Origin of the sequence: Alicyclobacillus sp. SP_1 (assembly GCF_024706985.1) — a bacterium.
Lineage (GTDB): Bacteria > Bacillota > Bacilli > Alicyclobacillales > Alicyclobacillaceae > Alicyclobacillus_I.
The window spans coordinates 22,034-45,159 of sequence record NZ_JAMCCX010000019.1 but is presented as its reverse complement, the minus strand read 5'-3'; the positions used below and the strand labels follow the sequence as shown (position 1 = coordinate 45,159).

General features: G+C 50.8%; 20 protein-coding genes and 1 riboswitch. Of the genes, 15 read left to right on the top strand and 5 right to left on the bottom strand.

What is annotated here, in order from left to right:
• Nucleotides 1–120 precede the first annotated feature (120 nt).
• Nucleotides 121–762, bottom strand: a complete 642-nt coding sequence (gene lexA / locus M4I36_RS06525) for a transcriptional repressor LexA (protein ID WP_258110925.1) — start codon at nt 760–762, stop codon at nt 121–123.
• Between the two features lie 188 nt (nt 763–950).
• Between lexA and M4I36_RS06520 the strand changes: the two genes are divergently transcribed.
• The gene (locus tag M4I36_RS06520; RefSeq protein ID WP_258110924.1) at nt 951–1,292 is read left to right on the top strand and encodes a LysM peptidoglycan-binding domain-containing protein; all 342 of its coding nucleotides are present in this window, start codon (nt 951–953) and stop codon (nt 1,290–1,292) included.
• A 160-nt stretch (nt 1,293–1,452) separates the two neighbouring features.
• Here M4I36_RS06520 and M4I36_RS06515 read toward each other — a convergent pair whose 3' ends face one another.
• The gene (locus M4I36_RS06515; RefSeq protein ID WP_258110923.1) at nt 1,453–2,232 is read right to left on the bottom strand and encodes a Cof-type HAD-IIB family hydrolase; all 780 of its coding nucleotides are present in this window, start codon (nt 2,230–2,232) and stop codon (nt 1,453–1,455) included.
• Between the two features lie 262 nt (nt 2,233–2,494).
• On the opposite strand from M4I36_RS06515, the gene M4I36_RS06510 reads away from it, so the two are divergent.
• From M4I36_RS06510 to M4I36_RS06475, 8 genes are all read left to right on the top strand, one after another.
• Nucleotides 2,495–3,871: a glycine--tRNA ligase gene (locus tag M4I36_RS06510; RefSeq protein ID WP_258110922.1), complete on the top strand. Its 1,377-nt coding sequence runs from the start codon at nt 2,495–2,497 to the stop codon at nt 3,869–3,871.
• A 115-nt stretch (nt 3,872–3,986) separates the two neighbouring features.
• Nucleotides 3,987–4,175 carry a hypothetical protein gene (locus tag M4I36_RS06505; RefSeq protein WP_258110921.1) on the top strand — a complete coding sequence of 63 codons (189 nt, stop codon included), beginning with the start codon at nt 3,987–3,989 and terminating at the stop codon, nt 4,173–4,175.
• Nucleotides 4,176–4,309: 134 nt separating this feature from the next.
• Nucleotides 4,310–5,104: an SDR family oxidoreductase gene (locus tag M4I36_RS06500; RefSeq protein ID WP_258110920.1), complete on the top strand. Its 795-nt coding sequence runs from the start codon at nt 4,310–4,312 to the stop codon at nt 5,102–5,104.
• Between the two features lie 224 nt (nt 5,105–5,328).
• A riboswitch (SAM riboswitch) is annotated at nt 5,329–5,437 on the top strand.
• A 71-nt stretch (nt 5,438–5,508) separates the two neighbouring features.
• The gene (metH, locus tag M4I36_RS06495; protein WP_258110919.1) at nt 5,509–8,961 is read left to right on the top strand and encodes a methionine synthase; all 3,453 of its coding nucleotides are present in this window, start codon (nt 5,509–5,511) and stop codon (nt 8,959–8,961) included.
• Nucleotides 8,962–10,860 carry a bifunctional homocysteine S-methyltransferase/methylenetetrahydrofolate reductase gene (locus M4I36_RS06490; RefSeq protein WP_258110918.1) on the top strand — a complete coding sequence of 633 codons (1,899 nt, stop codon included), beginning with the start codon at nt 8,962–8,964 and terminating at the stop codon, nt 10,858–10,860.
• A 105-nt stretch (nt 10,861–10,965) separates the two neighbouring features.
• Nucleotides 10,966–11,727 (top strand): 3-oxoacyl-ACP reductase FabG, encoded by a 762-nt coding sequence (gene fabG, locus M4I36_RS06485; RefSeq protein ID WP_258110917.1) that lies wholly within the window; start codon nt 10,966–10,968, stop codon nt 11,725–11,727.
• Nucleotides 11,728–11,801: 74 nt separating this feature from the next.
• On the top strand, nt 11,802–12,977 hold the full coding sequence (locus M4I36_RS06480) for a MalY/PatB family protein (RefSeq protein WP_258110916.1): 1,176 nt from the start codon (nt 11,802–11,804) through the stop codon (nt 12,975–12,977).
• A gap of 165 nt (nt 12,978–13,142) precedes the next feature.
• A complete protein-coding gene (locus tag M4I36_RS06475) occupies nt 13,143–14,441 on the top strand; it encodes a phenylacetate--CoA ligase family protein (RefSeq protein ID WP_258110915.1) in 1,299 nt (432 codons plus the stop codon).
• Here M4I36_RS06475 and M4I36_RS06470 read toward each other — a convergent pair.
• The 3 genes from M4I36_RS06470 to M4I36_RS06460 all read right to left on the bottom strand — a co-directional run bounded on the left by M4I36_RS06470 (nt 14,438) and on the right by M4I36_RS06460 (nt 17,472).
• Nucleotides 14,438–15,610: a S1C family serine protease gene (locus M4I36_RS06470; protein ID WP_258110942.1), complete on the bottom strand. Its 1,173-nt coding sequence runs from the start codon at nt 15,608–15,610 to the stop codon at nt 14,438–14,440. The genes M4I36_RS06475 and M4I36_RS06470 overlap by 4 nt on opposite strands.
• 136 nt (nt 15,611–15,746) lie before the next feature.
• Nucleotides 15,747–16,424, bottom strand: coding sequence for a response regulator transcription factor (locus M4I36_RS06465; RefSeq protein ID WP_258110914.1), 678 nt, complete (start codon nt 16,422–16,424; stop codon nt 15,747–15,749).
• On the bottom strand, nt 16,417–17,472 hold the full coding sequence (locus tag M4I36_RS06460; protein WP_258110913.1) for a sensor histidine kinase: 1,056 nt from the start codon (nt 17,470–17,472) through the stop codon (nt 16,417–16,419). The genes M4I36_RS06465 and M4I36_RS06460 overlap by 8 nt, the downstream gene beginning before the upstream one ends.
• A 114-nt stretch (nt 17,473–17,586) precedes the next feature.
• Here M4I36_RS06460 and M4I36_RS06455 point away from each other — a divergent pair, with 114 nt between their 5' ends.
• From M4I36_RS06455 to M4I36_RS06430, 6 genes are all read left to right on the top strand, one after another.
• Nucleotides 17,587–18,366, top strand: a complete 780-nt coding sequence (locus tag M4I36_RS06455; RefSeq protein ID WP_258110912.1) for a sulfite exporter TauE/SafE family protein — start codon at nt 17,587–17,589, stop codon at nt 18,364–18,366.
• A gap of 179 nt (nt 18,367–18,545) precedes the next feature.
• Complete coding sequence (locus tag M4I36_RS06450) at nt 18,546–19,733, top strand: NAD(P)/FAD-dependent oxidoreductase (RefSeq protein ID WP_258110941.1); 1,188 nt, start codon at nt 18,546–18,548, stop codon at nt 19,731–19,733.
• Between the two features lie 71 nt (nt 19,734–19,804).
• Nucleotides 19,805–20,386, top strand: a complete 582-nt coding sequence (locus M4I36_RS06445) for a DUF1641 domain-containing protein (RefSeq protein WP_258110911.1) — start codon at nt 19,805–19,807, stop codon at nt 20,384–20,386.
• A gap of 58 nt (nt 20,387–20,444) precedes the next feature.
• A complete protein-coding gene (locus M4I36_RS06440) occupies nt 20,445–21,857 on the top strand; it encodes an MBL fold metallo-hydrolase (RefSeq protein WP_258110910.1) in 1,413 nt (470 codons plus the stop codon).
• 163 nt (nt 21,858–22,020) lie between these two features.
• Entirely contained in the window at nt 22,021–22,605 is a 585-nt protein-coding gene (locus M4I36_RS06435) for an FAD-dependent oxidoreductase (protein WP_258110909.1), read from the top strand.
• 22 nt (nt 22,606–22,627) lie between these two features.
• On the top strand, nt 22,628–23,116 hold the full coding sequence (locus M4I36_RS06430; RefSeq protein WP_258110908.1) for a hypothetical protein: 489 nt from the start codon (nt 22,628–22,630) through the stop codon (nt 23,114–23,116).
• Nucleotides 23,117–23,126 lie beyond the last annotated feature (10 nt).

Below are 23,126 nucleotides of genomic sequence, written 5' to 3'. Positions count from 1 at the left end.
GCGGGTTGACTTTGTGTCTCGGTCGCTCAACAACGGTCCCTGATTGTAAACGGAAAAGTCGTCATTAGAGAAAACCGAGTGGCATACAGGATGTACGGCACGACTCTCTTTGTACCGGTTTCAATGAAAGAATCGATAGACCCCTACAACTTTTCCCAGAATCGTTACCGTATCAAAATAGAGTGGCTCCATCGAACTGTTCTCCGGCTGCAATCGAATTCGGTGCTGTTCCCTGAAAAATCTTTTGACTGTCGCTTCGCCTTCTTGAGTCATAGCGACGACAATATCGCCATTTTGTGCCGTGGGCTGCTGACGCACGAGGACATGGTCGCCATCGATAATTCCTGCATCGACCATACTTTCACCGATGACCTGTAGAGCAAACAATTTTCCATCACCCGTGTGTTGGCTCGGAACTGGAAAAAACTCTTCAATTTGCTCTACTGCCGTAATCGGAATTCCCGCTGTGACTCTCCCTACCACCGGTACCATGGTCACATCGACGGACCGGTCAGTTTCTCGCATCCGACTTGTCTGAGTCGAACTGGAGCGTATCAACAGTTCCATAGCTCGAGGCTTTGTCGGGTCTCTGCGCAAATACCCACGCTGTTCTAATCGAGCAAGATGTCCATGCACAGTCGAACTGGAAGCTAGGCCTACGGATTCGCCAATTTCTCGAACAGAGGGCGGGTATCCCTTTTCATCTATGTTTTTCTGAATACAATCGAGAATGGCTTGTTGCCTGCGAGTTAATCCGGCCATCGTAGTTCTCTCCTTTTTTGACCATTACCATACGCGCGAACCTACCGTCGTTAAAATACTAACACACTTTTTACATTTTGCAAACATGTGTTCGCGGTCGCTTGACAGAACATAAGTTCTTATGGTTTGATTACAGTAGAACATACGTTCCGAACAGGGGTGGGCGCATGGCAAAGGACTTTAGAGAGATGTCTATGAGAAGAACGACCGCGAAGTCAAAAGAGGAAAGGGTTTTCTTTCGCGCAAGCAAAACCGCAGTCGTCTTCATGTGTGTCCTGTGGTTTGTGGCTTTCTTGATTGGGCACAATCCGAATCAAATCATGGCAACAGCGCAGGCAGATCAACCCATGCGAGTTTATGTCGTAAGGCAAGGAGACACTCTGTGGAGTTTGGCTAACCGTTTTGGGGAGGGGGTATCTCCATGGGACTGGATAGACAGTGTTGAAGAAGCGAATGGAATGAAGAGCGGTCATGCTCTGGTGGTAGGAGAAAGATTATTGTTGCCGATGGCGGCCAATCGAGCGCATTAACACGTGTCCCAGGAGGCGCTGATCGCGTGGATTGAAGAGTGCAACTACCACCCCCTCGGTCTGCCGTCCTCGACTTCGCAGAGATTGAAAGTATCCATCTTCCAAAAAGCGAATTCTCGATGGTGTCAATACGGTCACGGAGATGAGTTGCTGCGTTTGTTCAGATTAAGTTGAGCTTGTGCAATGCATTATAGACGCCATTCTCTCTGGCTTCGGTGGTTGTCCAATCCGCTTGCTCCTGCACTTCTCTCGGTGCGTTACCCATGGCCACGGAATGCCCCAAACGTTGAAACATGCCTATGTCATTTCCTCCGTCACCAATGTGCAGCGCACTTTCCGGCGCAATGTCGAACTGCCGCAGAAGTGCCAGTGCTCCATGGGATTTGTCACTTTTCGCGCGTTGTAAGTCCACTGCATACGCGTCCCATCGATACACAAAGCATTCATTCGTAAGAGATTGGAGGGCGTGGTCCATTTCTTGTGGAATGAACGCGTTCATTTGAAAAATGGGCGTCTTCGAGATATTTACATCCGTGTCGCTCAACACATAGACTGGCGGAAAGTCAAAGCTTCGTAAGATGGATGTGAAATGGTCTGGCACGGGATGCACTGTGAAGATCCTCTCTTGACTGTGCAACAGGTAACTTCGCTCCTCTGATTCTAAATATGACATCAAAAGCTCTACCACATGGGGTTCGAAAGGAGAAGAGTGAACAATGGTGTTGTCCGTGAGCGCCAGACTTCCGTTGAAGTAGACGCCATGGCGAATTCCCAAGCGACATTGGAGCGTCCGTGTATGTAACAAAGACCTTCCCGTGCATAGTGCAACTGGAATGTGATTGTGCTGGAGTCGTTGAATTGCCTTGACAGCACTTGGCACTAGACGTCCATGAGAATAGATGGTGCCATCAATGTCTAGGAACACAAACTGAATGGGCATAATTCCATTCCCTTCGGATTTGTTACAACGGATAGACGATGAGATGGACTATTGACGTGACCATTGATTATGCAAGCATGTTGAAGTTGACGTCCGCCGCTGTGCCGAGGGACGGCCCCTGCTGCACCGTACACATTATATCAGCAACGGGAAGGGATTATCTTTCTCACGAAGGTCTTACCGAATGTTCCTGTGTCGTTGCGTTCGCATAGATGCTCCAGTATGATAGCAACAATATGGCTGGGAACGGAGGACAATCGACATGGCGAGTGCAATGGAACAATTGGTCTCACTGGCAAAGCGGCGGGGATTTATTTTCCCTGGCTCAGAAATATATGGAGGTCTGGCGAATACCTGGGACTATGGACCTCTTGGAGTGGAGATGAAAAACAATTTAAAGCGATTGTGGTGGAAACATTTTGTTCAAGAGTCGCCCAATATGGTGGGGCTGGACTCAGCCATCTTGATGAATCGACAGGTGTGGGTTGCATCTGGGCATGTTGGTAACTTCAATGACCCAATGGTGGATTGCCGTAGCTGCAAATCGCGGTATCGGGCGGACAAACTGATCGAAGACACTGCGACTGCACTCGGTAAGGAAATTTTTGCGGATGGACTTGACTTTGCGGAGATGGACCAATTATTGGCAACCTTAAACGTTGTTTGTCCAGACTGCAAAAGTCGCGACTTCACACCAGTTCGTCAGTTCAACATGATGTTCAAAACCCATCAAGGCGTTACGGAAGAGGCGACGAACGAGATTTATTTACGACCAGAAACTGCTCAAGGTATCTTTGTGAATTTTGTCAACGTCCAGCGGACGATGCGTAAGAAACTTCCATTTGGGATTGCTCAAATCGGTAAGAGTTTTCGGAATGAAATCACGCCAGGAAACTTTACGTTCCGCACTCGCGAGTTTGAGCAGATGGAAATTGAATTTTTTTGCAAACCCGGAGAGGACAAGGAATGGTTTTCGTATTGGCGGCAGTTTGTTTATGACTGGTTGCTGCAGTTGGGATTGTCACAGGGGAATTTGCGCTTACGAGACCATGAGAAGGAGCAGTTGTCCCATTACAGCTCCGCGACGACAGATGTGGAGTATCACTTTCCTTTTGGCTGGGGAGAACTACTCGGCATTGCGGACCGCACGGATTTTGATTTAAATCAACACGCGAAATTTTCATCAGAGGATTTTTTGGTTAAAGAAGAGAATGGTTCGTCGTTTATACCATATTGCATCGAACCTTCTATGGGTGTTGACCGATTGTTCTTGGCACTCTTTGCGGACAGTTATTCCGAAGAGGAAGTGAGTGAAGGAGACATGAGGACAGTCCTTCATTTACACCCGCAACTGGCACCGTATAAATGCGCTATTTTACCATTGTCGAAAAAGTTGTCGGATGGTGCAGAGCGGTTGTGGTCGGACATTCGGAAGTCATTTTCCTGCGACTTTGATGACTCCGGGTCAATTGGCAAGCGTTATCGCCGTCACGACGAAGTTGGCACACCCTATTGCGTAACGTACGATTTTCAATCGGAAGACGATGGGATGGTTACCGTTCGAGACAGAGACACGATGCTACAAGAGCGCGTCTCTATGACGCAATTGTCTGCTTGGTTGCGAAGTCATATTGAGTAAGGTCAAGTGACGGCGCGGTTAGGACAATTCCATCGCCCCTCATGTGACCATGGCACAGGTCTGTGTGGATAATGCGAAGACGGTCAGGGAACACATTAGGCAGGGGGTGTTCCATATGGCAAATCAGCACACCGAGAACCATAATGAAGCGTTTTCCATGCCGGGAGCTTTGAAAGCGAATCGTCGGTTCGAGTCTGTTGTAAGCCAGCGCAATGAGGAGATGGACAATGCGGAGTGGACGCCAATTCCTTGGAAAGCGTATCACCGGGTGAATTTGCGGCATACTACCCGCCACTCTTCATAACGGGACATACCTGACGTGTGCAGGGGCAGAAGCCCCTGTCACGCAAAAACACAACCTCCGGCTTTGTTCCTTGAATTTTTAGCAAAATGTTTTGTTTGTACGAGATCGAATCGTGAACAGTGGGGGAAGCAGTCATGGATCTGATGATGAATGGGAAAACTGCTTTAGTTCTGGCAGGGAGTCGAGGGCTCGGATTCGCAACGGCTACAGAACTAGCGCTTCACGGAGCTCGCGTGGTCATCGTCAGCCGAAGTGAGGAGGCCATTCAGCGCGCTGCGAAAGAGCTGATTCTTCAAGTTCCACAGGCGCAAGTCGTTCCTCTCGCGGGAGATGTTTCGTCGGCGGAAGATTTAGCCCGAGTCTATCGGTGCATTCAATCGGAATGTGAAGGTGTGGACATTCTTGTAAATAACTGTGGAGGCCCGAGTCCCGGAACTTTCTTGGAGTTGACAGACGATGAAGTTTGGGAACAGGCTTACGATTTAACATTGATGAGTGCGGTTCGGTCCATTCGCCATGCTCTCCCCGCTATGCAGAAAAAAGGTTGGGGACGAATTGTCAACATCACATCCTCGTCCATGAAGCAACCTATCCCTAACTTAGTGTTATCGAATGTCTTTCGAGCGGCTGTGGCATCACTCACGAAGAGTATCGCGTTGGAAGTCGGAGCTTCCGGAATCCTCGTCAATGCTGTCGGACCAGGTCGTATTGCGACGGAGAGAGTGGCCTCTCTAGACTTGGTTACAGCGAACGAGACGGGATTGTCGTTAGAGGAGGTTTCTGCACAGTCCGCCAGTCGCATTCCGGTTGGACGTTACGGCACTCCACAAGAGTTTGCAAAAGTGGTGGCCTTTTTGGCATCTGGAGCAAATGGATATGTGACTGGACAGTCTCTTTTAGTGGATGGCGGCTTGGTTTCCTCCATGTAATGGGAAGTAGGTCCGTTCTCCATTTTTGCGTGACATGGTTGGCCGGATTATGCTATGCTGTTCGAAATTACTGGCATATTCGTCGTTCCTTACATTCTATTACATGATGCATCTTATGGTTCTATGACTTTTTTGCGATAACACGGTTTGTTGAAACCATCCGACCACTTGAAGTTCTCATCAGTCGGAGAAGCGCCATCTGACAATTTAAAAGATGAAAGACACTCTTATCGAGAGAGGCAGAGGGACTGGCCCTATGAAGCCCGGCAACCGCATTTTCGACGTGCGCGGTGCTAATTCCAGCGAAATCGACTCGATTTCGAAAGATGAGGGGAATGCCAGTCGAGTGCGGCGCCCTCCCGTGAGGGCGCCCTTTCTATAGAAACAGGAGTGGAGAGAAAAACATGTCAGAACGGCTCATACGTGCCTTACAGTCGAAAATTCTCATTCTGGACGGAGCCATGGGAACCATGCTCCAAAATGCTAAACTCACTGAGCAAGATTTTGGCGGTGCAGCTTTGGATGGTTGCAATGAGTTGCTGTCGAAAACACGGCCAGATGTGGTTGAAAACATTCACGCGGCTTATTTGGAGGCAGGAGCAGACATCATTTCCACGAACACCTTTGGTGCAACACCACTCGTTCTCAGTGAGTATGGAATTCCTGAAATGGCGAGGGAGTTGAATGAACTCTCAGCCAAGCTGGCGCGTATGGCTGCTGCCCGCTATGATTCAGAGGCAAAGCCTCGTTTTGTGGCGGGTTCTCTTGGCCCGACGACAAAAAGTCTGTCCCTAACTGGCGGAGCGACGTTTGAGGAAGTGTCGCAGTCTTACTTTCAGCAAGTGCTTGGCTTGATGGACGGTGGCGTCGATCTTCTGTTATTGGAAACGTCTCAGGACATGCTGAACGTCAAAGCGGCGGGGCTTGCGATGGAACGCGCCTTCGCAGATTGTGGACGTCGGGTGCCAATCATTGTGAGTGGCACCATTGAAGCCATGGGTACGACGCTCGGTGGACAAACCGTCGATGCATTTTACCATTCCATCGAGCATTTGCAGCCTTTGGCAGTGGGGCTCAACTGTGCGACTGGTCCCGAGTTTATGCGCGACCATATTCGCACTTTGGCGTCTCTCGCCACCTGCCGCGTCTCGTGCTATCCCAATGCAGGATTGCCCGACGAAAACGGAAATTACCACGAGACACCTGAGAGTTTCTCTCGGAAACTTTTAGACTTCGCTGAGGCTGGTTGGTTAAACGTCGTGGGTGGTTGCTGTGGAACCACACCCAGTCACATACAGCGACTGGCAGAGCGCATGAACGACCTTCCGCCGCGAGCGCTTGGGACGAGACGCCAGATTGCCGTTTCAGGACTGGAAACGGTCCAGGTAGAGCCTGAGAATCGTCCCATCTTGGTGGGAGAGCGGACGAACGTCATCGGATCGAGAAAATTCCGAGAACTGATTGCGGCCGGAGACATGGACATTGCGTCCGATCTCGCTCGTGCCCAAGTCCGAGCTGGTGCACAGGTGGTGGACATTTGCTTGGCAGACCCCGACCGAGACGAGCAGGCGGACATGTCTCGGTTCCTCCCCAAAGTCGTGCGCAAGGTCAAAGTGCCGCTCATGATTGATTCAACGGATCCCGAAGTCGTCGAACTTGCTCTCCGTCAGGTTCAAGGAAAACCCATCATCAATTCCACCAATTTAGAAGATGGGGAGACCCGCTTGGCCCGGTTCGCCAATCTGGCTCACCGCTACGGCGCAGCCCTCGTCGTTGGAACCATCGACGAAACAGGCATGGCGGTCACACGTGAGAAGAAACTGGAAGTCGCAGTACGGGTAGTCGGCCTTCTTACCGAGAAGTACGGAATTCCCAGGGAAGATATTATTATCGATCCGCTGACTTTTCCGGTTGGAACTGGTGATCAAAAGTATATTGGGTCCGCTTTGGAGACCGTGGAAGGCATTCGCCTCATCCGCGAGGCACTTCCTGAATGTTCCCAAATTCTCGGCATTAGCAATGTTTCCTTCGGGTTGCCGCTGCCGGGAAGAGAGATTTTGAACTCGGTATTTCTCTATCACTGCACCAAAGCTGGACTGGACTATGCCATCGTCAATACTCAAAACTTGCGTCGATTCTCTACCCTATCATCGGAAGAACGGGACTTGGCAGAGCGCTTGTTATTTCAGACCTCCGACGAATTGGTGGCCGAATTCACCTCGGTCTATAGGCAGAAAAAAGCAGTTCAACCAGTTGCCAAAGCTGAATTGCCACTTCCTGAGAGGCTTGCGCGCTATGTCGTCGAGGGCACGCGAGATGGGCTTGTACCCGATTTGGATGCCATGCTCTCCGAAATGGCACCACTCGAGGTCATCAACGGACCGTTGATGGAAGGGATGACGGAGGTTGGCCGGCTTTTTAACGACAACGAGTTAATCGTAGCCGAAGTCCTTCAAAGCGCAGAGGTCATGAAGGCCGCGGTGTCCTACTTGGAAACGTTTATGGAGAAGTCGGAAACGAGCACTAAGGGGAAAGTCTTACTCGCCACCGTCAAAGGAGACGTACACGACATCGGCAAAAATTTGGTCGAAATTATTCTCTCCAATAACGGATATGAAGTCATTAATTTAGGTATCAAAGTGGCTCCTGAAGTGTTGATTGCGGCGTATCGTGAGCACAAACCGGATTTCATTGGACTGTCTGGCTTGCTTGTGAAATCGGCTCAGCAAATGGTCGTCACTGCTGACGATTTGGCCAAGGCGGGTATCGACTGCCCACTTTTGGTTGGAGGCGCCGCTTTGACGAAAAAATTTACGCTGACCAAAATCGCGCCTCAGTACCGAGGCTTCGTTTTCTATGCTCGAGATGCTATGGAGGGACTGGAACTCGCCAATCAATGGTCGAGTGATGTGACTCGGCCTGCATTGTTGACCCGTCAGGAACAAGACATGATGCGCTTTCAAGCGGAAAATTCGGGCGCCAGCCCGTCGGTTCCGGAGGCATCGGGCAAGACGTCAGATATTTCCACCCATGCACCAGTCTTTGTCCCGCCCAATCTTGAGCGGCATGTGTTACGCCATGTTCCACTTGCGCACATCATCCCGTATATCAACTGGCAAATGCTGCTGGGAAAACATCTCGGGTTAACCGGTAATGTGGAAAAGAAGTTGATGGAGGGCGATGAAAAAGCCTTGGCCTTGCGGGAGCTCGTGATGGAGTTATTGCAGGAAGGGGAGAGAGGCGGGTACTTAGCGCCCAAAGCCGTGTATCAATTTTTTCCTGCCATCGGTGACCGCGAAAAAGGGCAACTTCAATTGCTGAGGCCTGAAAATCCAACCGAGCCCTTACACGCCTTTCTGTTCCCTCGCCAGTCTAGTGGGTCGCATCTATGTTTGGCCGATTTCGTTCGGCCAACGGGATCGCCCGAGCACGATTACGTGGCGATGTTTGTGGTCACGGCGGGATCGGGCATTCGGCAGATGGCAGATGAATGGAAAGAAAAAGGCGACTACTTGCGCTCACACGCGCTGTCTGCGACTGGGTTAGAGTTGGCCGAAGCGTTTGCCGAACGCCTGCATCACATGTTGCGGGATATGTGGGGATTTCCCGATAGTGCCGAAATGACCATGCGTGAGCGATTTATTGCGCGCTACCAGGGAATTCGTGTCTCATTCGGATATCCGGCCTGCCCGGACCTTGAGCAACAACGCCCGCTCTTTGACATTTTGCGGCCCGAAGATATCGGGGTGCAGTTGACCGATGGATACATGATGGACCCAGAAGCGAGTGTTTCTGCTCTGGTGTTTTCGCATCCGGAAGCGCGCTACTTCAATGCAGACAGTGGGGGAGGAATTTAAGTGACCGTTCAACGGACTGCGTTTGATGAAGTGCCGTCCGCTCTGGTTGATTCATCCGGGCATCGAACGATTCTCCTCGATGGTGCGATGGCGACTTTCCTTCACCAAGTGGGTGTACCAGTCGGCACGGTCGTAGAACGTCTCAACGTGGAGCGACCAGAGCAGGTTCGACATGTGCACCGAGCGTATATTCAGGCGGGGTCGACCCTCATTCAGACCAATACATTTGGGGCAAATCGCAGCGTGTTGGCCCGGTCAGGTCTTGACGTGGCCAGCGTTGTTGAATTCAATCGATCCGGTGCAAAACTGGCACTCGAAGCTGCGGGAGAGGATGCGAAAGTGCTGGGGACGGTCGGTCCTGCGCTATCGTTCGCATCACCACACATTGAGACTCTCTCCGAGAACCAGTTGCGGGCGGTTTTTCGCGAGCAGATGGAAGCGCTTCTCGGAGAGCCGGTGTTTGGGCTCATCTTGGAGACCTTCGCAGAGTTGGAGACGATGTTGGTAGCGCTTGACGTGGCTAGGTCACTGACGGACAAACCAGTCATTGCTAACCTGTCTCCGGATGAAGTAGGCGTGACTCGAGACGGTTATCCGTTGGCAGAAGCATTGGGTCATTTGCATACAGCAGGAGCGGCGGCCGTAGGATTGAACTGTAAATTGGGACCAAACGGCATTCTGCGTTCCTATGAACAAATGCAGAGATTGCCCGACATTCTCTATACCGCAGTACCCAACGCCGGTATTTTACAGTTGGAAGAAAGCGAGTACAGCTATAAAGGGAACGCGTCTTATTTCGCAGCGACGCTGGCACAGATGCATCGGCTCGGAGTCCAACTTCTCGGTGGCTGCTGCGGCACCACGCCTCAGCACATTGCTGCTTTGCGAGATGTGTTGAAGACTGAGTGCAGAGATGGTGGCCCCGCCTTACCATCCGTTGGCGCTGTTTCTCCGGCCCATGAGACGAATTCCCTTGTTACCGTCAAAAATGCCGCGGATCGAACGGAGACGCCATCAGGTTTGCTGCAGCGCGTTCAGCGTGAAACCACCGTGATTGTCGAACTCGACCCTCCAAAGACACTTCAAGTCCATCGTTTTCTGCAGGGTGCAAAAGCACTGTCTGCAGCGGGGGCCGACTACATTACATTGGCGGACAACTCTTTAGGCTCCATTCGGATTTCCAATATGGCGATGGCTGCTTTGTTAAAGCAGAGTGGAGTGGAGCCTCTCGTTCATGTCACCTGTCGAGACCGAAATTTGATTGGTCAGCAGTCCCATCTCATGGGCTTACACGCTCTGGGTGTTCATCATGTGCTCTTGGTAACGGGCGATCCTTCTCGGTTCGGCGACTTGCCGGGAGCCACGTCTGTCTACGACGTTTCGTCCATTGAATTGACGAAAATGGTGAAGCGACTGAATGCGGGGATTGGGTTCTCCGGAGTTGCGATGGATCCGCCAGCCAACTTCGTGGTTGGCACGTCTTTTAATCCGCACGTTCGCCATTTGGATAAAGCTTTGGAAAGATTGCGGCGGAAAATCGAGGCAGGGGCTGACTTCGTGATGACGCAACCTGTCTTTGAGGAACGTCTGGTCGAACGCTTGGCCCTCGCCACAAAAGAATACGGGGTTCCTGTGTTTGTCGGTGTCATGCCTCTTGTCAGTTGGCGCAATGCGTCATTTTTGCACCACGAAGTCCCAGGTATTCAAATTCCAGAACATGTGTTGAATCGCATGGCCAATTGTTCCCCGGACCGCGCAACCGACGAAGGGATGGCGATTGCCAAAGCCACCATCGATGAAATCCGCGACCATTTTCGAGGGGTCTACCTAGTGACGCCCTTCCTCCGTTATTCGTTGACGGTGGAGTTGACCACTTACATCAAAGGACAACAAGCGTAGATGTGGTGCAGGACGTGGCAATCGCAAGTCCGCAGGTCTAAAATAAGGCTGTGATTCGGATAGAGTCCGTTGTTGGAACTCGTATACAGAAAGAGGGATATTCTTATGGCGAGATTTACTGGGAAAGTGGCCGTTGTGACAGGGGCAGCCCGTGGTATTGGGGCGGCTACGGCAAAATTGTTGGCAAGGGACGGCGCAGCGGTGGCGGTTCTCGACATGGACGAGTCGTCGTGTCACGATGTCGTATCTGCCATTCGAGAGTCTGGAGGCACTGCTGAGGCATTTTCCTGCAACGTGACCGACTCTGCCGATGTAAGCAAGGTCTTTGAACAAGTAGCCAATCGTTTTAGTGCCGTTCATATCCTTGTGAACAACGCGGGCATTATTCGTGACAATTTGCTCTTCAAAATGACGGAAGACGACTGGGATTCCGTGATGAATGTGCATTTACGCGGGGCATTCCTCTGTAGCCGAGCCGCTCAGCAGTATATGGTTGCTCAAAAATACGGGAAAATTGTGAATACCAGTAGTACTTCGGCGCTTGGCAATCGCGGTCAAGCCAATTATTCGACGGCGAAAGCAGGATTGCAAGGATTCACGAAGACATTGGCCATTGAATTGGGTCCGTTTGGTATTTGTGTCAATGCAGTTGCACCGGGATTTATTGTAACGGATATGACGAAAGAGACATCGCGCCGAATTGGTGTAGACTTTGATGAAAATCAACGACGGGCGGCGGAGCGAATTCCTTTGCGACGCGTTGGCCGCCCAGAGGACGTCGCGAACGTGTCCGCATTTCTCGCAAGCGACGATGCGAGCTACGTGTCCGGACAAGTCATCTACGTTCACGGGGGTGGCTTTTACTAAGCCGTTCTTGTCGTTGTAGCGGCAGGGGCAGTGCCTGATGGATTTTGTTTGAACTCGTTCGAGGAGGGACATCATTGGATTATTCGTTCGATACCATCATTGAGCGCCGCAACACAGCGAGTTCCAAATGGGACAACTTGCAAGCTCGCTTTGGACGCGACGACGTTTTGCCGCTGTGGGTGGCGGACATGGATTTTGAGGCTCCGAAAGTGGTCATCGATGCACTCCGGGAACGCGTGGAACACGGTGTCTTTGGCTACACCATCCGTACTTCTGCCTACCAAGAGGCGATTCGCAATTGGTTTATGGTACGCCATCAGTATGCTCTGGAGCCCGAGTGGTTGGAGTATTCTCATGGAGTCGTGCACGGACTGGCGATGATGATTCGAGCCGTCACCCAGCCAGGAGACGCAATTGTCATTCAGCAACCCGTGTATTTTCCGTTTAAAACGGTCGTTGAACGTCAGGGACGCCGACTACTTGTCAATCCGTTGCTCGAAGAAGCGGGACGTTATCAAATGGACTTAGAACATCTCGAGCGACTGTTTCAAAATGAGAAGCCAAAGTGGATGATTCTTTGTAGCCCTCACAATCCGATTGGACGCGTTTGGTCGAAAGAAGAACTGACTGCATTGGCGAAACTGTGCACTGCTTACGACGTCTCGGTTTTGTCGGACGAAATTCACTGCGATTTCGTCTATCGCCCTCATCAGCACCACCCATTTGCGACTTTGTTGCCGGAAATGACGGATCGCACCGTGACGTTTGTTGCACCGAGCAAGACTTTTAACATTGCCGGACTCCATACGGCGGTTGTCATTATTCCAAACGAGCAGTACCGTCAGCAGTATCGGGACACGCTTCAAGAAGCATTTATGGGCGATCCCGATGTATTTGGGCCAGTTGCACTGGAGGCAGCGTATCGGGGCGGCGGGGAATGGCTGGATGCCCTTCTCGTCTATCTCGAAGGGAACTATGATTTTTTGCGTGAATTCTTACGCACAGAACTTCCTGACATTAGCGTGTCTCCACTCGAGGGAACTTATCTGGCTTGGTTAGATTTTCGAAAGTTGGGAATGACGGATGAATCCTTGAAGGACTGGATGATTTCGAAAGCACGACTGGGACTCAATACCGGTGAGACGTTTGGCGTTGGCGGAAGCGGCTTTCAGCGCATGAATTTAGGTTGTCCTCGTCCGATTCTGGCCGACGCTTTAGTGAGATTATCGGAAGCAGTACAACAGCTATAAATGCGTAGCGGAGAGGCGAATTTGTAGCGGGTGAATCGTCAGTTCAAAGCGTAACTTTGTCTTAAAGGTCAACAATGCATAAGTTCAGGAGGCTTCATGAATTATACGAGTCGTTTTATCAAGCACATCGTGTACCCCAGCATGTCCCGTTGGAGAGGGAACCGCGTGCTCGAAAACGTCCGGACGCTAAAGGCGTCCGAACGTTTTTCTCTGGACAGGCTGGAAGCTTTGCAACTGGAAAAACTGAAAAAACTTTTGAGACATTCTTTTCTCCACGTTCCTGCGTATCAAGATTTCCGTCATCGTCTGGAAGACGTGGAGAGGAATCCGAGGTCTGTTTTTGCGGAGATTCCGATACTTCGCAAAGCAGCTTTTCGGGACAATCGCGACCGCTATTTGTCGGATGAAGCCAATGAGAAGGAGATGTTTTTGAATCGCTCTGGAGGGTCCACAGGTGAACCGGTCACGTTTTACATGAATCGGTACGCCGTGGAATTTTCGGAGGCTGCGCGGTGGCGTGGGTTGTCGTGGTCGGGCATTCAACCTTGGGATCCTTGCCTGATGATATGGGGCTCACCCATAGAGTTGGCCCAACATCAAATGCTGTCGTTTCGGCTGCGGGAGCGATGGCTGAAAAATCGCGTTTTAATTCCTGCATTTGCGCTTGACCAACAGAAAATTTCGGAGTATCGCCGACGTATTGAACGTTTTCAGCCGGCTTACATCTATGGATGGCCTTCATCGATGTCCATTCTTGCACAACTGTTGCTGTCGTCTGGGGGGCCGCTCCGAGTTCAACTGAAAGGCGTCGTTTCGACTGCAGAGACCTTATCGGATGCACACAGGGATTTGCTCAAAGAGGCTTTTGGTGCGCCAGTCATCAATGAATATGGGGCCCGCGAAGGTGGTATTCTTGCCTACGAGTGTCCTGCTGGGAATCTGCATGCAACGGCCGAAAATTCTTGGTTGGAAGTGGTTCATCCGCAAACATATCAACCAGTTCCAGAGGGCGAGTCCGGGCTGTTGGTCGTGACTGACTTAAACAATTTTGTCATGCCACGCTTGCGCTATGAACTGGGGGATTTAGTGTCTCTATCGTCCCGTACATGTCGTTGCGGGCGTACATTACCCATTTTAGAGGCAATCGACGGGCGGTCCGACGATACGTTCATTACCGACCAGGGTATTTTGGTCAATGGGCAGTATTTTACGAACATCGCGAGACTTCTTCCCAGCGTCACGAAATTTCAAATCGTTCAACAAAGCCCTTCTCAGATTTTGCTACGGCTCAAGGACGTCGGACTGACAGAACAGGATGTACAATCGTTTTGCACCCAGATAAGAGACAAAATGGGCAACGTCTCCATCGAAGTGGAACGGGTTACGGATATCCCAGCTGCCGCATCCGGGAAAGTCCGGGTGGCTATGCGCCAATTTCCGCTTCCCTCAAAACATGCAGATTAGCGGCTGTTTGGAAAAGTTCCGAGTGTAATCATCACGTTTTCCGCAGTTGCATGGCGGTAAATGGTCACTTGAATGCGTTGACCGATGGCGTACGCTGCAATGCGTGAAGTCAATTGGCCAACGGAGGTGACCGACTGCCCATTGATTGCGGTAATGATGTCACCATCTGCGAAGGACTGTCTGGCAGACTCGCTCGCACCACGAATCTTCGCTTGGCTGGCTGGACCGCCAGGAACTACGCTTACGACGAATACGCCGCGCGGAACAGGTAGATGATAGCTCGTGGCTAATAGGGGGGTAATGCTGAATCCTGTAATACCAATCCATGGGTAACGTACTTCTTCTCCGGCGATGAGGGTAGGCATGACTCGTTTGAAACGGTCGATGGGAATGGCGAACCCAATCCCTATAGATCCCTTAACAGGGGAAACAATCATGGTATTGATTCCAACAACGCGGCCTTTGTCATCAAACAGCGGGCCGCCTGAGTTTCCTGGGTTAATCGGAGCGTCCGTTTGAATCAAGTCGCTCATTTCCCGGTCGCCGAGAGATGGCATGGTGCGGTGTAATCCGCTGACGATGCCGCTGGTAACCGTATCGGTTAATTGAAAGGGATTGCCGATGGCAACGACGGGCTGCCCGGGCACGAGCGTCGTGGCTGTACCGAGCGTGAGAGCTTGTGTTCGGATTCCGCTAATGTGGACGACCGCCAAATCATCCAATCGGTCTGTACCCAGCACCTCGCCGTGGAATGTGTCCTGCCCTATTGCAACGACGACCGAGCGACTACCATCGACCACGTGGTCATTGGTCGCAATATCTCCGTGACTATCGATGAAAAAGCCAGTGCCTAAGTCCTCTACAGGCTCGTTCGTGGAAGAGGTTGCGTCATGTACACTGGTGATCGTGCACACGCTCGGTACGCTGCGCTGATAGATTGTCGAAATGTCGATGCCTGTATTGCTGCCGTGACGAGCAGGTAAAACGGGCTGCACGGCAGACGCGTAGTCTCGATCGTTGGACTTACCAAGGTTGGTTACTGAAGATGCAGAATCGTCGACCTCATTGCTATCTACTGGAACTAAGGTACATGCGGTGGGGAGTAGCGCGATGGTTGCAAGTAACGTCAGATGAACGACCTTTCTCGTTTTCGTCAACCGTATAGGCATCAAAGTCACTCGCGCTCTCTCCCTTACAAATGGCGTCTTCACCGCATTGTGTCTTGTATCGAATGTCTTTATGCAGCGATGAAGGATTTACACCAGAGGACGTCATGAGAGTGCGGCCCTTCGAAAAATGCACAAATTATAAAATAGTGTTCGGCGCAGAGGAAACCGATTGAATGTAACCGTTTTTAAGGGCGTATTCGACAAGTTCCGCGCGCGTTTTGAGTGCCAGCCGGCGCATGATGTTGGCTCTGTGCGTTTCGACGGTCTTGACACTGATGTGAAGGCGCGTCGCAATTTCTTTGTTCGTAAATCCGTTAGAAATGTACACTAAAATTTCTGTTTCTCGAGTGGATAAGGCTGAGTGAACCGATTCAGAGTGAACTTTGTTGTGCATCAGTCGTTCTCGAACTTCGCCGGATATTCGTTTTGGCAGATACGGAGAGCGGGGGGAGCCATACTGTATCGCTTCTAAAATTTCGGAGCTCTCATCGTGTTTAAAGAGAATTCCACTGACACTTGCGGCGAGCATTTTTTCCACATGAACTTCGTCGTCAAACATGGTTAACATGAGCACGCGAATGCTTGGATTGGACTCATGAATGTGACGAGCGGCGGTGATGCCATCAATACCTTTCGGCATGTGAACATCGAGTAGCATGACATCCGGATGCAATTGCTCCGCAAGTGCAATAGCTTCATCCCCACTAGAGCCTTCCCCTACGACGACAGTATTCGGTGCACTGTTGAGTATGAGTTGAAGTCCGTGGCGAACCAACGCGTGGTCATCGACTATGACGACTTTCACTTTAGACATGTTGTTCCCCTCGCTTTTGAAGCAAACTGGCCTCTGCCGAGAATGCGACTTCAATCGTCGTGCCTTGGAGCGGAGCGGACCATATGTTTAAGCGGCCTTGCAACGCACTCGCTCGCTCGCGCATGTTGCGAAGCCCATATCCCGGAGTGGACGCTAGGCTGTTCAGATCGAAGCCTAGGCCGTTATCCGTGATGCGGAGCGTGCAGTCTTGGCCGCAGACAAAGGACACTTCAATAGACGTTGCCTTTCCATGATGAACCGCATTGTGTAAGGCTTCTTGGACGATCCGGTAGACGTGCACCACACTGGGGTTCAATTCGTCCTGCACCCAATTTTGTTGTATATTAACAGAAACTTTTCGAGTCGGGGCAGACATTTGCTCTGCAAGGGTGCGGATGGCCGCCGTGAGTCCGAGGTCATACAAAACCGCTGGGTACAGTGTTCTCGACATTTGTCGAACTTCCGTCGCGCATCGTTGGACTTGTCGGTATACCTCGTGAAGCTCTTCGCCTTCGGCAGGGTGTTGGTTCATCCAATGTTCGAGACGAAGATTGATGCCATACAATGTCTGCGAAATGCCGTCATGCAGTTCTTGCGATAGACGTTTTCGTTCCTCTTCTTGGACAACGAGGGTATGATGATTGATTTGAGACCGCAATTCCAATTCTTTTGCCTGTCTTTCCACAGTCACATCGCGAATAATGATGACCATGTCGCGAGAGGATGAATGGGTACCACTCGATAAGAACGTGCGGCTCATCCCTACGGGGATGGGAGCTCCTCGCTTTGTAGGCATCTCCGACTCAAAATAGCTTTGTGTCGGTTGGCTGGCCAGAAAGCAACGCTCCTCTCCTTCCGCAACGGTTCTCTGTTGGCAATATAGGCAATAAGGGATGACGTCACCAAGAGACCATCCTGTCATTTGTGTTGCAGCCGGATTGACAAACACGATGACGCGATGCTTGTCCATCACCACGATTCCATCGTTCAGAACATTGAAAAGTTCTTTCAGACGTTGAGTTTCCATGTCCGAAGCGTGTTCTATCACTGACTCGCCTCCATGTCGAAGAAAGTTGGATTTTTGCGCAAGAATCAGGGGTTTCCCCGATATCACCGATTCCTTATCCATCTTACACTGTTTCCTGTGAAAGGAGGAGACGATATGACGTCACTACAAGTTGTTTTAGCGATTGCATCAGGTGGGGCCGTTGGATTTGCACTCGGGTTGCTGGGCGGAGGAGGCTCTATTTTAGCAGTGCCGCTCTTGTTGTACGTGGTGGGCATCCATGACCCTCATGTGGTCATCGGTAGCACAGCCGCCGCAGTGGCAGCGAATGCTTTTCTCAATCTTATCCCGCATGCTCGGCAGAAGCATGTCAAGTGGAAAATTTCTGTACTCTTTGCTCTTCCGGGCGTGTTAGGTGCCTATTTGGGTTCCGATTTAGGAAAACTCGTTCCGGACAAAGAGATTTTGTTCCTCTTTGCGATTTTAATGATTGTCATTGCCGTTCGGATGGCTTTCCCAAAGAAGAAGTCAGAAGACCTAATGGCTCCGGCGAAGTTGCGACTCTGGTTGGTCCTGCTCATTGGATTCTTGGTGGGCTTCACGTCTGGCTTTTTTGGAATCGGCGGCGGATTTCTCATCGTCCCTGGACTCATTCTTGCGACAGGAATGCCCATGATTGAAGCCGTCGGTACGTCTTTGTTTTCCGTAGGAGCGTTCGGTCTGACAACGGCAGTAAACTACAGTCTGTCCGGCCTTGTCAACTGGTGGATTGTCTTAGAATACGTTGCCGGCGGAATCGTCGGTGGAGTGCTCGGCACCATTCTGGCAACTCGTCTGAGTACAAAGCGAAAGATGCTCAACTACATTTTTTCTGGGATGGTCTTTGTGGTGGCCATTTACATGTTGGTTCTCAACGCCGAGGCTCTGCATCTGTAACTACTCTATGGCGAGAAGTGAAGAATATGAGTATCGAGTTACTTGTGAATAATCAGGGTTTTCCCTGATGGGGCTACTCGCTGCTTAGGAGTACCATGAACGAAGAAGATGGTTTGGAATATTTTCAGGAAAGCGATTTCAAATCTCGAAACTCTAGGGAAAAGTGAGGTTGATGAATGATGCATTATCGAGTCGTCGTTGTTGGCGGAGGTAGTGGCGGAATCACGGTTGCTTCAAGATTGTTGCGCGAAGCTCGGCATCTTTCTGGGCAGGTGGCGATTGTTGAACCGGCCACAAAGCATTACTATCAGCCACTTTGGACGTTGGTCGGTGGTGGCGCCGCAAAGCGAGAGGTAACCGAACGCGAAGAAGCAAGCGTTATCCCTGAGGGTGCGGTGTGGATTAAGGATGCTGTGCTAGAGTTCAACCCAAAGGAAAATCTCGTGGTCACGGCAGGGGGATCGACCATTTCCTACGATTTTTTGGTAGTCGCTGCAGGGATTCAAATCGATTGGGACAAAGTGAAAGGTTTGAAAGAGACCATCGGTAAAAATGGCGTCTGTAGTAATTATTCGTATGACTACGTCAACTCCACTTGGGAAAACATTCGCAACTTTACTGGGGGAACTGCAATTTTCACACAGCCGAGCACCCCGATTAAGTGCGGTGGAGCACCGCAAAAGATTATGTATCTCGCCGATGACTATTTTCGCAAGTCGGGAGTGCGAAGCAAGTCGAAGGTGATGTTTTATAACGGCGGTCCGTCTATTTTCTCCGTCAAGAAATATGCGGATGCGCTCAACAAAGTCGTGGAACGTAAAGGGATTGAAACTCACTATAAGCATAATTTAGTCGCTGTCGACGGAGAGAAGAAGCAAGCAACCTTTGAAGACCTGAATACAAAAGAGCAGCACACGGTCCAATATGACATGATCCACGTCACGCCCCCAATGAGTGCCCCGGACTTTATCAAAAAGAGTCCGTTGGCCAACGCAGACGGGTGGGTGTCTGTCGATAAGTTCACGCTTCAACACACTGCGTTTTCTAATGTGTTTGGCATCGGCGATTCGAGCAGCCTACCCACCTCGAAAACTGGAGCGGCCATTCGGAAACAGGCGCCTGCCTTAGTTCACAATTTGCTCAGCTTAATGCGGTCTGAACCGATGGTCAATGAGTATGACGGCTATACGTCCTGCCCACTTGTGACGGGATACGGAAGTCTTATACTGGCGGAGTTTGACTATAACTTGGAGCCGGATGAAACGTTTCCTTTTGACCAAGGGCAGGAGCGCTTTAGTATGTACCTCCTCAAAAAAGAAATGTTACCCATCATTTACTGGGATGGAATGCTCAAGGGCTTGATGTAAGGCAGTCCTGCCTACCCGATGAGATAGGCTTTTGCACCTTAGATGCAAGAAGGTGCGGAAAGGAGTGACCGATGGTGACCGTAAAAGCTACCGATTCTGGCAAGAGTGTCGATGATGCCTTGAACGCCGTGTTGAATAATCCAGACGTCCAAGCCAGTTTGGTTCTGGCCCTCGAAAAGCTTCCAATGGTGATGGAACAATATGCTTCTATCGAACGGACACTTGGGTTTGTGACAGCTGTCTTGAAGGATAAGGAATCCTTGACCAACCTGATGGGTGGGCTGAAACAAGAATTGCCTCCTGTGACGTTGGACCACGAGACGCTCGTCGCTTTGTTGACTTTGTTGGATAAACTCCCTAAGTTGGTGCGTTATTTGGAGCTTTTGGAAACAGGCGCCGATTTCGTCGAATCAGTCTTGACGGACAAAGAGTCCGTGAAGTATTTGTTGGACAACGCCAAGGAATGGGTGGAACCATGGGAGTCCAAGGTGCGCCAGACATTGTCTCACGTCGAGACAGCCCGCAAGAGAGCGGAATCCGACAACACACCAGTCAGCGTCTTCTCGTTGATGAAACTGCTCAAAGAGCCAGCCGCCCAACGCGGGGTTCATTTCTTGAAAGCTTTCTTAGAAGTGGCCGGAGAGAGCTCTTGATGGCCTGAATGATAGCCCCATAGTGTCGAATCGAATGCACCGAAATGGAGGTTCTAGTATGCTGCTAAAATATTTCTACGATGACAAGTTGGCACACGCTTCCTATCTCGTTGGTTGTCAAGCATGCAACGTAGCACTGGTGGTCGATCCTTCTCGAGATGTAGAAAAGTACATTTCGGTAGCGAAAGCCGAAGGACTGCGTATCGTCGGCGTCACGGAGACACACATTCACGCCGATTTTTTGAGCGGATCAAGAGAGTTAGCCAGTCGAACGGGTGCCACACTTTACTTGTCTGCGGAAGGTGGTAGTGAATGGAGCTACCCATATGCTGCATCCTATGCCCATCAACCGCTGCATGATGGAGATACTTTTTCGATTGGAAACATCCATATTCAAGTGTTGCATACACCTGGGCATACGCCGGAGAGTATTTCCTTTCTTGTCACGGATGGTGGTGCAAAGGCACCGAAACCCATGGGCATTTTTTCGGGCGACTTTGTATTCGTAGGAGACATTGGCCGACCCGATTTGTTGGAAAAAGCTGCCGGACAAAAAGGAACTTCGGATGAACTGGCGAGAAAAATGTATCACTCTTTGAAGCGGTTTCGAGAACTGCCGGATTTCCTTCAAGTGTGGCCAGCCCACGGGGCGGGAAGTGCTTGCGGCAAAGCGCTTGGAGCGATTCCGTCGTCTACGGTTGGATATGAGAAGATGGTCAATTGGGCGCTCAATGAGCCGGATGAAGATGCGTTTGTCGCGGCGCTGCTGGCAGGACAGCCGGAACCTCCTCGGTATTTTGCTATGATGAAGAAGTTGAACAACGAGGGGCCAACCTTGCTTGATGAAGTGGCAGCCTCCAAGCATGTGTCGGCCTCTTCCGAGACACTGGCGGCCTGGTTGAAGGAGGGCCAAGTGGTCGACGTTCGCAGCGCCCATCAATTCGCTGAAAAACATGCCGTTGGAACGCTCAATATTACGCTCAATAAGTCGTTTGTCAATTGGGCGGGTTGGTTGCTCGATTATGATCGCCCCATTTACGTTCTGTGTGATGAACAGCAAGCGGGTGCGGTTCGCAAAGACTTGCAGTCGATTGGGTTGGATGGCTTGGTCGAGACGATGGATGTGTCCGTGTTGAATCATCCGGATGTGTCTGTTGAAAGCTATGGGGAAGTTCGTGCCGAAGACATTGCTGGCCCTATCGAGCGTGGCGAAGTCTTTCTGCTCGATGTGCGAAATCACTCCGAGTGGGAGGAAGGGCACATTCCGCAGGCGACGCACGTCATGCTCGGTCAATTGCCGGACCGAGTCAGGGAGATACCTACGGACAAACCGATTGTCGTACAATGCCGAACTGGTGGACGGTCAGCCATAGCTGCAAGTGTTCTCCAAGCGCATGGGGTCTCTAATGTTCAGAATCTCCTTGGCGGATACGAAGAGTGGTTGAAGCTTGGTCATGCCACGACGGTCTGATTTAAAGCAGATGACTGTCCAGTAATCGCTTTGCGGGGCCCTTTGTGGAAAGGGCCCCTTTTTCTCATGTCGGGAACCGATTGCGGGGCGGTTGCCTTCAATAGTCGCGTATAGTATAACTGCAATATACCCAATAGGGTATTTAGGAAGGTGGAGTTTGGCGATGTATGATGTATTGGTTGTTGGTGGCGGCGTGGCTGGTCTAAGTGTTGCGATGTTTACTGGTAAAGCAAATTTAAGAACTGTAGTGGTGGATGAAAGCGAATCACAGCTCGTGAAAGTTAAAGAAATCCGTAATTTTCCTGGAGTTTTAGGCGGCATATCTGGGGAAGAGTGGATTGCGTCCGCACGTCGGCAAGCACAGTCTGAAGGAGCCGAATTGGCGTTTGCCAAAGTGACGAGATTCGAAAATGTCCATGGCGAGTATTTTTCTGTGCACGGGGTTTCAGTTGGCGGAGAGGCACTCGAGTGGCGGTGCAAGTATTTGGTGATCGCGGTCAATCTGGGGTATGCTTTGTTAGCGGAGTTAGGTTTTGAGGTGCGCGTCAATGAGCACGTGCCAAGCGGGAAGATACGCTTTCTCGATGGCGTTCAATATGACGGTCGCACAGAGGTCGACAGACTCTATGTGGCTGGGCTGTTGGCCAATGTTCCGAGTCAATCGGTGGTGTCTGCAGGCCAAGGTGCTTTTGTCGGCATTCAAATTGCGAGTGAAGTTCTCGGAAAGCCGTTTATGTGGCATGATTGAACGGGGATGGAGGGGGACTATAATGAGTGAGGGTTTGATGGCATCGCAATTGGAGCGTTCGCTTGACCCTTCGTCGGGCTACATGGAATTTGACTTGGCGAACGAACTTGGGTATCAAGAGTGGCGAGGCATGTTTGCAGAATTAGGCGTTAAAGCATGCTTGTTTAACGCTTACTGTATCCAGAAAGATGACTCTGTACGCGTTTCTCAAACGCCCGTCCAGCTTCACTTGTTCAATCACGCTATGTACTTGTCTCCTCCCTTTGAAAGCGAGCAGTTTTACGTGGAGATGACAAGGTCTCGACTCCTGCTGGGTAAAGTTTATTTTGCGTTTCCCGAACACATTCCCGCGAGTCTCATGAAAGGATATAAGCCGAAGCGCGAAGAACTGTCTCTTGTGGACATTTGGTTGTCGCAGGCGGATGGGTCACACGAAATATATTCGCTGGTCTATGAGGCGTCTATTGAAACAAGCCGGGGAACATACCAAATTTCTCGGTTTACGGTCTGAGGAGGATTAT

What these genes read in the sequence shown, in the direction of transcription:
- lexA (WP_258110925.1), bottom strand. Translation starts at nt 762, where the DNA reads ATGGCCGGATTAACTCGCAGGCAACAAGCCATTCTCGATTGTATTCAG.
- M4I36_RS06520 (WP_258110924.1), top strand. Translation starts at nt 951, where the DNA reads ATGTCTATGAGAAGAACGACCGCGAAGTCAAAAGAGGAAAGGGTTTTC.
- M4I36_RS06515 (WP_258110923.1), bottom strand. Translation starts at nt 2,232, where the DNA reads ATGCCCATTCAGTTTGTGTTCCTAGACATTGATGGCACCATCTATTCT.
- M4I36_RS06510 (WP_258110922.1), top strand. Translation starts at nt 2,495, where the DNA reads ATGGCGAGTGCAATGGAACAATTGGTCTCACTGGCAAAGCGGCGGGGA.
- M4I36_RS06505 (WP_258110921.1), top strand. Translation starts at nt 3,987, where the DNA reads ATGGCAAATCAGCACACCGAGAACCATAATGAAGCGTTTTCCATGCCG.
- M4I36_RS06500 (WP_258110920.1), top strand. Translation starts at nt 4,310, where the DNA reads ATGGATCTGATGATGAATGGGAAAACTGCTTTAGTTCTGGCAGGGAGT.
- metH (WP_258110919.1), top strand. Translation starts at nt 5,509, where the DNA reads ATGTCAGAACGGCTCATACGTGCCTTACAGTCGAAAATTCTCATTCTG.
- fabG (WP_258110917.1), top strand. Translation starts at nt 10,966, where the DNA reads ATGGCGAGATTTACTGGGAAAGTGGCCGTTGTGACAGGGGCAGCCCGT.
- M4I36_RS06470 (WP_258110942.1), bottom strand. Translation starts at nt 15,610, where the DNA reads ATGCCTATACGGTTGACGAAAACGAGAAAGGTCGTTCATCTGACGTTA.
- M4I36_RS06465 (WP_258110914.1), bottom strand. Translation starts at nt 16,424, where the DNA reads ATGTCTAAAGTGAAAGTCGTCATAGTCGATGACCACGCGTTGGTTCGC.
- M4I36_RS06455 (WP_258110912.1), top strand. Translation starts at nt 17,587, where the DNA reads ATGACGTCACTACAAGTTGTTTTAGCGATTGCATCAGGTGGGGCCGTT.
- M4I36_RS06450 (WP_258110941.1), top strand. Translation starts at nt 18,546, where the DNA reads ATGCATTATCGAGTCGTCGTTGTTGGCGGAGGTAGTGGCGGAATCACG.
- M4I36_RS06445 (WP_258110911.1), top strand. Translation starts at nt 19,805, where the DNA reads ATGGTGACCGTAAAAGCTACCGATTCTGGCAAGAGTGTCGATGATGCC.
- M4I36_RS06440 (WP_258110910.1), top strand. Translation starts at nt 20,445, where the DNA reads ATGCTGCTAAAATATTTCTACGATGACAAGTTGGCACACGCTTCCTAT.
- M4I36_RS06435 (WP_258110909.1), top strand. Translation starts at nt 22,021, where the DNA reads ATGTATGATGTATTGGTTGTTGGTGGCGGCGTGGCTGGTCTAAGTGTT.
- M4I36_RS06430 (WP_258110908.1), top strand. Translation starts at nt 22,628, where the DNA reads ATGAGTGAGGGTTTGATGGCATCGCAATTGGAGCGTTCGCTTGACCCT.